The 6,758-nt window shown below is 35.2% G+C and carries 8 protein-coding genes; 6 read left to right on the forward strand and 2 right to left on the reverse strand.

Translation table 11 applies throughout. The features are described from left to right. The first annotated feature begins 81 nt into the window (after positions 1 to 81). Positions 82 to 474, forward strand: coding sequence for a hypothetical protein (locus G596_RS0119880; RefSeq protein ID WP_022763545.1), 393 nt, complete (start codon positions 82 to 84; stop codon positions 472 to 474). Here G596_RS0119880 and G596_RS0119885 read toward each other — a convergent pair. Together G596_RS0119885 and G596_RS0119890 are read right to left on the reverse strand one after the other, a co-directional pair. Then, positions 455 to 1,135: an RloB family protein gene (locus tag G596_RS0119885; RefSeq protein ID WP_022763546.1), complete on the reverse strand. Its 681-nt coding sequence runs from the start codon at positions 1,133 to 1,135 to the stop codon at positions 455 to 457. The two genes, G596_RS0119880 and G596_RS0119885, sit on opposite strands and share 20 nt — an antisense overlap. Continuing rightward, positions 1,136 to 2,326 (reverse strand): AAA family ATPase, encoded by a 1,191-nt coding sequence (locus G596_RS0119890; protein ID WP_026671437.1) that lies wholly within the window; start codon positions 2,324 to 2,326, stop codon positions 1,136 to 1,138. 211 nt (positions 2,327 to 2,537) lie between these two features. Here G596_RS0119890 and G596_RS25105 point away from each other — a divergent pair, with 211 nt between their 5' ends. The 5 genes from G596_RS25105 to G596_RS23175 all read left to right on the forward strand — a co-directional run. Continuing rightward, positions 2,538 to 2,900, forward strand: coding sequence for a hypothetical protein (locus G596_RS25105; protein ID WP_155829378.1), 363 nt, complete (start codon positions 2,538 to 2,540; stop codon positions 2,898 to 2,900). A 234-nt stretch (positions 2,901 to 3,134) separates the two neighbouring features. Next, positions 3,135 to 4,370, forward strand: coding sequence for an AAA family ATPase (locus tag G596_RS24245; protein ID WP_155829380.1), 1,236 nt, complete (start codon positions 3,135 to 3,137; stop codon positions 4,368 to 4,370). 379 nt (positions 4,371 to 4,749) lie between these two features. Continuing rightward, the gene (locus G596_RS0119905; RefSeq protein WP_022763549.1) at positions 4,750 to 5,121 is read left to right on the forward strand and encodes a hypothetical protein; all 372 of its coding nucleotides are present in this window, start codon (positions 4,750 to 4,752) and stop codon (positions 5,119 to 5,121) included. Continuing rightward, complete coding sequence (locus tag G596_RS0119910; RefSeq protein ID WP_022763550.1) at positions 5,114 to 6,205, forward strand: HigA family addiction module antitoxin; 1,092 nt, start codon at positions 5,114 to 5,116, stop codon at positions 6,203 to 6,205. The genes G596_RS0119905 and G596_RS0119910 overlap by 8 nt, the downstream gene beginning before the upstream one ends. A 188-nt stretch (positions 6,206 to 6,393) precedes the next feature. Continuing rightward, on the forward strand, positions 6,394 to 6,758 hold a 365-nt coding region (locus G596_RS23175), incomplete at its 3' end, for a hypothetical protein (protein ID WP_044929231.1).

Consider the following 6,758-nt stretch of genomic DNA (forward strand, 5'->3'; position numbering starts at 1 on the left):
GCCTTTATTTGAAGAACTGCTTTCCGATGAGAACGATCCTGAACTGATAGAACGTGCCAGAGTAGTACTAAAATCAGAAATATGAATGAGTGCAGTGTGGCAATAAAGATAGATGATGAGTTACTTGCATTAGGAGATATTACACCCAGAATACTTAAGCGCATTAAAGGAAGATATGGAAATTCATACAATATACTGAAGGTGCCACATCATGCAACCAAGTCGTATTATTATAGTGGGCTTCCAAAGAGCAACTATAAACTTATCTCTAACAGCGGCCCATATAGGATGGATTGGTCAATAGACGGAAGATATTATGATGCAAAAACCTGTATCTGTATAAATGATAATCCAGCTAGGTGTGATAGCCTTGCTAGGGAAATGTTGCGGAGAATGTGGAATAAAGATCATATTCAAAGAGGCTGCGTTGTTGCAGCCTCTTCGTGCATTATCTTTACTTTAAGTAAGCTCTAAGTTGTTCAACCAAAAGATACACCATTGTGCCGGGTGCATAAGAGGAAGGAGTATCAATTCCTTCTCTAAAGTTTTCCATCCGGCGCTTGGCATTTTTGATAGCAGCATCGACACCACCAATAGAATCCAGAAGATCATATAAATCTATTAGATTTTTTGCATATCCGTCTGCAGAGAGGCTATATTGTTTGAAAAGTTCATCAAGTTTTTTGTTCCATTCATGCCGTTGTAAATCAGCATCACTATAACTAAAATGCAGATAAATCCAGTATTCAAAGCTCTGATTACTCCATCCGATGGAGTAACCTTTGCTTATTCCTGTAGCAATAGCAGAATCAAAATCCGGAAACTCATCTTTATCAAAAATAACCCAAATGTTTTGGTAGATAATTTTCGCTTTGTTTACATATTCTTCTGTGATTTCAATTAGTCGCCCGGTAGAAGCTCCTTGCCCATAAATGTCAATTTCAGGAACTTCAATAATGTCCACAGTTCCACCAATTTGTTCAAGAATACGCTTTTTTAGACCATTAAAGTAATAAGGTTCAGTTTTTTCACCTTTTGTAATGATAAGATATGAGTTTGCTTTAGGTGTTTTGAAATCATGGGTTCGCTTTTTTCTATCGGCCCTTCTTTTCTTAAAAATATCATCGCTTCCCACTTAATCACCTGCTTCCACTGTATAGTCAGACAAAGAAGGGATTCCTCCATAAACTCCTGATAAATAGTCTTTTTCAAATGATGCATCTGAACGAATCTTGAAATCAGATAAGGCAGAAAGACTGGAATCCCCATAATCATCCTTTTGAACAAACCAGATCTGATCTCGCCTGAAAAATTTTCTGTCTAAAAGAGTTGTGTCATGTGTTGTATAAATAAGCTGAGCACTTGAGTCCTTGTTGTTAAATAAATCAATTACAAATTTAAGGAGAAGAGGATGAAGCTTGATATTCAACTCGTCTACGATCATAATGCCGTTTCGCATAATGATTGAAGAGGCAATAATAAAAATAATTATGCTTTTTAAGGTGCCCTGCGATTCGTTATACAGATTTAGCTTATATCTCTTTTGATCCTTGCCGTTATGATATGTAAAAAACTCAATCTTTTTGTCGATTGTATCGTATGAAATATCCCGAATACCAGTATCAATAGCAGTGAGAAACTTGATGAGCTCCTCTTTATTATTATCTATTACATCTGGCAGGAAGCGTTCCATAACACGGGGATTTTCATAAAAGCGAGTATCTACAATCATCATGTGAGAAATTTCATCAAATACCTTATGAAATACTCTTGTTTTAAGAGATAATCTGCTGAAAAAAGTCAGAGCAAGAGCTTCTTTTGAAATCTGATTCTTATATCTGTCACATTCTCGTCTGACCGAAGCCCCCATTTTAATCTCTTCAGTAGTGCGCTCTAAAATTATAGATTTACGGTTGCTCTCAAAATCCCTGACATAGAGCCATTCACTAATAATTTCTTTATCATCAAACTCAAATCCATAGCTATATTCTGCGGAATCATCACAGACAATAATCTGATATTCAGAGGGAGAGAAATCATCATCAAAAGCAAAAGGATTATAATATTTTTCCAGAATGTTATCCTCAATCTCACCGACTGCATTCATAGAGCGCATAACGATATTTTGGAACATCTGTATACCATAGTAGAGGTTTGATTTTCCACTTGCGTTTGCACCATAGATTGCTGCTACTCGTAAGAACTTTTCTTTTGTTCCTTGGATTAGATTGTACTGATGTTCCTTATATGCTGGTATGGATGTCATATCAAGAGTGATTTCATCTTTAAAAGACAAAACATTCTTCATAGAAAACTGAACTAGCACGGCATGAACCTCCTATTATTCCTATCCTATTCTGATAATAAAATAACATTTTATGTTTACTACGTCAATAAAATTACGGAAAATTCACAAAAATATTGATGTAAGCAACATATAGTGATATTCTTCATATAAATCAGATAAAAATACAATATCTTGAGTAGTGCTTATCGGTTGTAAAAGGATACTTGTTTATATGATAAGGAAGATAATTATGGCAACATGTACAGCACCAATTAATGGACACAGAACGGAGAGTGGTAGAGCTAATTGTCATGTTTGCGGAAAAAGAGGATATGGATACAGGACATACAGAGAATACAGACCGTATTATAGTTATTCAGGATATGGAACAGGAGTAACGAGGAAGAAAATCAGTGCGCCATGGTCTCCGGTTGGATCAGGTGCGTCATATACATACGAAGAGGTAAGATCATTAACGCCAATTCGAAATAGCGTTGTTCAGAGAGCATCGAATCCTGAATATTATGATGTGTTCTTATGTCATGTTTGGGATGACCGTAAAGAATGCGCGAAATGTAATGTAACGGCAAAGAAGAATGCTATTACTGGCTAATGAATATAAACATAAGTATTTTAGAGATAATTATGGACTAAAAAATTACGATTGGCACCCGATGCTCGCCGTATGTTAAAGGAGCAAAATATACACATTGTATATTTTGTTCCTTTTGTGCTAGAATAAAAATGAAAGGTGGTAAGGGTTATGGGAGTATATTTGCTTAATATATCAATGTCAGGTATCAAATGTTTAAAGAAAAGCATTACTTTGGACTTTTATGGGAAAACTGTGAATAAGAATTTTAAGACGGATGAATATAGGGTAAAAGGCATTTATGGTGAAAATGGAGCCGGTAAGTCCGCAATAATTACAGGGGTTGCAATATATAAAAGCCTGCTGCTGCGGGACAATTATCTTAGGGAAAGTAAAGTCCAGGAGAAATTGCATGAACTGATAAATAAGGTATCGAAGAATCTCAAGATATCATGCGAGTTCGTCATTACAGGGGCAGATAAAAAAAGCATATTTCATCATGAGATAGAGCTTGTTCAGGATCAGAATGAGTCATTTGTAATAACACATGAACTTCTGCAGCTAAAGATAAATAATAGCAAGAATATGTATAAAACAGTTTATGAGACATGTGATGGTATGCTTTCCTACGTGTCATATTTGGATGAAAATGAAGAGCAGGATATTCGTAATAAATCTATGAATCTGCTCTCGAGGCAAACACTGCTTTCTCTAGTAATTGCTAAAACAACTGACCTAAAAGGCTTCTTGGATGGAGAGTTCTATAATAATTGCTTTATGGTTGCTATTTTTGGCGTGTTATTAACTACTCATTTTGACAAAGAGGATGAGCACGAACTGTACTTCCAGCAACTTCGAATTGAGCAATTAAGGAGAGAAGATGCTGAAGAGAAGGCTTATATTGATGAACTTGAAAAAATGATGTTAATAAGTACAAATAAACCGCGTAGAATGCCCAAAGAGCTTTATGGAGAGTTTGAAAAATATACGAAGCAGCTCACAGACTTTATTAAAGTTTTTAAGCGTGATTTAAAGAGCATTGATATTAAAAAGAGTGAAGATGGTGACATTTTACAATGCGAATTAAATTTGAATTATGGTGAATATGCTGTTAATGAAGAATTCGAAAGTACAGGAATAAAGAAACTTATCGAGTTGTATAATAGCCTGGCTCTTGCAAGCATGGGCGGAATAGTATTTATCGATGAATTGGATTCTAACATAAACGATGTATATCTCTGCAGACTGATAGAGTATTTCATGTACTATGGGGAAGGTCAGCTTTGTTTTACTTCGCATAATATCGATCCGATGATGGTACTTAAAGATAACAAGAAATCTATAGACTTTCTGACGGGTGAAAACACGATTGTTCCGTGGACGAAAAATGGAAACTACACACCTGATGGAAGCTATAGAAACGGAATGATAAAGAATATTCCGTTTAATATTGAGCCGTCGGATTTTATTCAGATATTTGCGAGGGAGTAAATGGCAATTCAATTGATTTTTGTAGTAGAGACCAACAGGCAGTGTGGCTCGGATGACATTTATATAAGATCAGCTATTAACAGATTCTATTGCCAAAGAGTAACTATAAACTTATCTCCAACAGCGGTCCATATAGGGTGGATTGGTCGATAGACAGAAGATATTATGATGAAAAATCCTGTATCTGTACAAATGAAAATCCAGCTAGGTGTGACAGCCTTGCTGCGGGTATGAAAGAATGCGCAAAATGCAATGTAACGGCAAAGAAGAATGTTATTATTGGTTAATGCATATATGCATTGGTGTTGTTGACTGTACTTTTTGAAAATGCTAGAATAAAATTACCTGACGGGTAATTTTGCGCAAGGAGGTGCAATATGTGGAGATAGTTTACCAGAATAAAAAGGTCGAGAAACAGTGCACAGGTTTAAAAGAAGCGAAGAAGCTTTTTGGTGGAAGTGAGGCATTAGCACTTAGTTTATTAGCTAGAATAAATGCTATTGAAAAAGCAGAAACGATAAAGGATATAGTTGTTCAGAAACAGTTTAGTTTTCATAATCTGCATAATGTCGGAAAACAGAAATTAGATGGTTATTTTGCAATTGATGTAAAGACAAGAAAGGATCCATGGAGAATAATACTCAGACCATTGAATAATGAAAGAGAACCATTCATACCATGTAACATAGATGAAATAGCAGAAGCAGTAGAGATAGTTGAGATTAAGGAAGTGAGTAAACATTATGAGTAGTTACATTGAATATAAGGATAAAGTGGCGTTTCATCCTGGGTATTATATAAAAGAAATGGTTGAAGAAAGTGGGCTTACGCAAGAAGATTTTGCAAAAAGACTTGATACAACACCTAAAAATCTTAGCCTTCTAGTTAGGGGGGAGCAAAATCTTTCTGTTGATATTGCTATGAAACTATCCAGATTGTCGGGAACATCAATAGGATATTGGCTCAACTTGCAAAAAGGATATGAGGAGCTTAAGGCAGAATTTGCATCGGATAAAGAGCTCGAAGAAGAACGCAAGGTTTTTGATTATCTTGATTATAGGTATTTTAGAGATAATTATGGACTTAAAAATTATCCCAAAAACAAAGAAAAGCAAATAATTGAAATCAGGAAATTTCTAGAAGTATCAACAATAAGAGTACTACCCAAAAAAGATATGGCAGCAAATTTCCGAAGTAAATTCAGTGATATGTCTGAAAGTAATATTGCTAAAGCAAATGCAATGGTTCAGATAGCAACAAACTACGCATTGAAGATTGAGGCTCCCAAATATGACAAGAAACGATTTGAGAGAGCAATAGAATTCGCACTTACTCAAACGGCTAATCATAAAGACTTTTATGATGTAATCCGGAATGAATTCATGAAAGCAGGTGTAATATTTATTATTCTTCCCAATATGCCGGGATCTAATACTAGTGGTGCTACTAAAAAAATCGGAAATAATATAATGCTCATGGTTAACGACAGAAGAGGATATGCGGATACAATCTGGTTTACTATGTTCCACGAAATAGGACACATAATAAATAGTGATTTCGGGATTTCTTTTGATGAAGAGGAAGGTGCGCTGGAAGAGAAAGCAGATTTGTATGCTAGAGATATGCTGATTCCGCCACAAGCGTATTGTGAATTTATAAGTAAGAGGAATTTTGATATTGAGGCTATCAAAGAATTTGCAAAAGAAATTGATCGAGACCCTGGTATAGTTTTGGGGAGACTCCAGAATGACAAAATGGTCGGTTATACAAATAAAGCATTAAACTCATTAAGACATAAATACAAAGTTAAAATAATAAATTCATGCAGTTATTGAAATACATCATGGAATAGAAAATGGAAAGCAGACTTGAGGAAACCAAGTAAAAAGACATTGGCAAAAAATCAATTTGATGCTGAAAAAATGATTATACTTTGGCATGAAAAATATGGGTAATTGGGTTAATCAAGATTAGTAGGGATCAGTACAAGCGACTGGTCCTTTTGATTAAACGGGAGAAGGCTATGAAATTCAAAATGTTTGAAGTAAACTTTGGGGAATCAATACTATATTATGATGAGAAGAATCCGGAAGAAAAGCTTCTGGTTGACTGCGGCGCAAAATTTGGTGCAGGCGGATGGATTGCAGCTAACAGAGTTATTGGAAGTTTGACATGTGGTAAGGATTCGCTGTTAATAACACATTTTGATGTTGATCATTACAACGGCATTTCTGAGATACATAACTGGTGTAAGGACTTTAAATTCAGAAAGATATATTTGCCAAGATATATTTACAGAGATAAAGGCGTATATGATACGGATATATTTTTTAGGGATACAATAATGTACTATGCATATCTGAAACTGATAGGGAAGCCATACAGGCT

Source organism: Butyrivibrio sp. AD3002, from assembly GCF_000420905.1.
GTDB lineage: Bacteria > Bacillota > Clostridia > Lachnospirales > Lachnospiraceae > Butyrivibrio.

Coding starts and splice junctions, on each gene's coding strand:
- G596_RS25105 (WP_155829378.1), top strand. CDS start 2,538: ATGGCAACATGTACAGCACCAATTAATGGACACAGAACGGAGAGTGGT.
- G596_RS0119880 (WP_022763545.1), top strand. CDS start 82: ATGAATGAGTGCAGTGTGGCAATAAAGATAGATGATGAGTTACTTGCA.
- G596_RS0119910 (WP_022763550.1), top strand. CDS start 5,114: ATGAGTAGTTACATTGAATATAAGGATAAAGTGGCGTTTCATCCTGGG.